The sequence below is a fragment of the Oleiphilus sp. HI0066 genome, assembly GCF_001635725.1.
Genome location: NZ_LWFH01000613.1, coordinates 1 through 1,077, shown reverse-complemented (window position 1 = coordinate 1,077; position 1,077 = coordinate 1). Strand labels below are relative to the sequence as shown.

General features: G+C 45.0%; 1 protein-coding gene and 1 pseudogene. Both read left to right on the top strand.

Annotated elements, in window-relative coordinates:
- Positions 1-830: enoyl-CoA hydratase/isomerase family protein (locus A3738_RS07965; protein WP_156504084.1), on the top strand; the 830-nt coding region annotated here is incomplete at its 5' end.
- Positions 831-859: 29 nt separating this feature from the next.
- A pseudogene (locus A3738_RS07960) lies at positions 860-1,077 on the top strand (ABC transporter substrate-binding protein); the annotation flags it as partial.

Here is a 1,077-nt window from a genome sequence, read left to right as displayed (position 1 = left end):
AAACCTTCTTCTTAGAAGAGTACCAACTCAATTATTTAATCCACACCTATGAAAAACCAATCATCTGTTTAGGCAAAGGCATTGTCATGGGCGGTGGACTTGGGTTGATGGCTGGAGCCAGTCATCGTGTGATCACGGAAACTTCTCGCATCGCAATGCCCGAAATTACCATTGGTTTGTTTCCTGACGTAGGTGGTACTTATTTCTTGAGTCGAATGCCACGTGGTTTGGGAATATTCTTTGCGCTAACAGGAGCAAGTATTAATGCAACGGACGCGCTGACACTTGGCATCGCAGATCATTTCATTGCAAACGAAAAACTCGAAAGCTTACAAAGCGCTTTGGCTGCTGCATCATGGAAAACCAAAGATAACCATGCGCTTGTTAGCCAAATCATCGACGAACTTGGCTGCGAAAACTCAGTTGATTCGAACTTATCGCACCATGAGAGTTTACTCGAGGGCATATGCCAAACAGGAGGGCTTGGCGATATTGTTCATGACCTAAATAGCATCAAAGACGCAAGCCCTTGGTTGAGCAAAGCNATTGCCACGATGAATGCAGGCTCACCACAATCTATGTTAGTGATCTTCGAGCAACTCAGACGTTTCCGATACGCAAGTTTGAAAGAAGTATTCAGCTCTGAGTTAATACTTGCAACCAACCTTGTGCGCCACCCAGAGTTTGCTGAAGGCGTTAGAGCGCTTTTGATCGATAAAGACAAAAAGCCAGTATGGCAACACGCACACTTTAGTGCTGTAAGTGCCTCGGAAATGGAAGCCCTGTATACTCCCCCTTGGTCTTCCAACCCTATTACCGACTTACTTTAAGCATCTTAAAAGGACCTAAGGCTCAAACTATGGCAAACACTCTTTTCATTCTTTTGAGCCTTCTATTACTGAGCCAATACGCGCACAGTGAATCCGAAGCTCCTAAGCCAACAATCATTTCAGGGCATGCGCTTTCTCTCTATGGTTCTGCAAAATACGATGAAGGCTTTACACATTTTGACTGGGTAAACCCTAACGCACCAAAAGGCGGAACTTTACGTCTAATGGGCTTCGGCACTTTTGACTC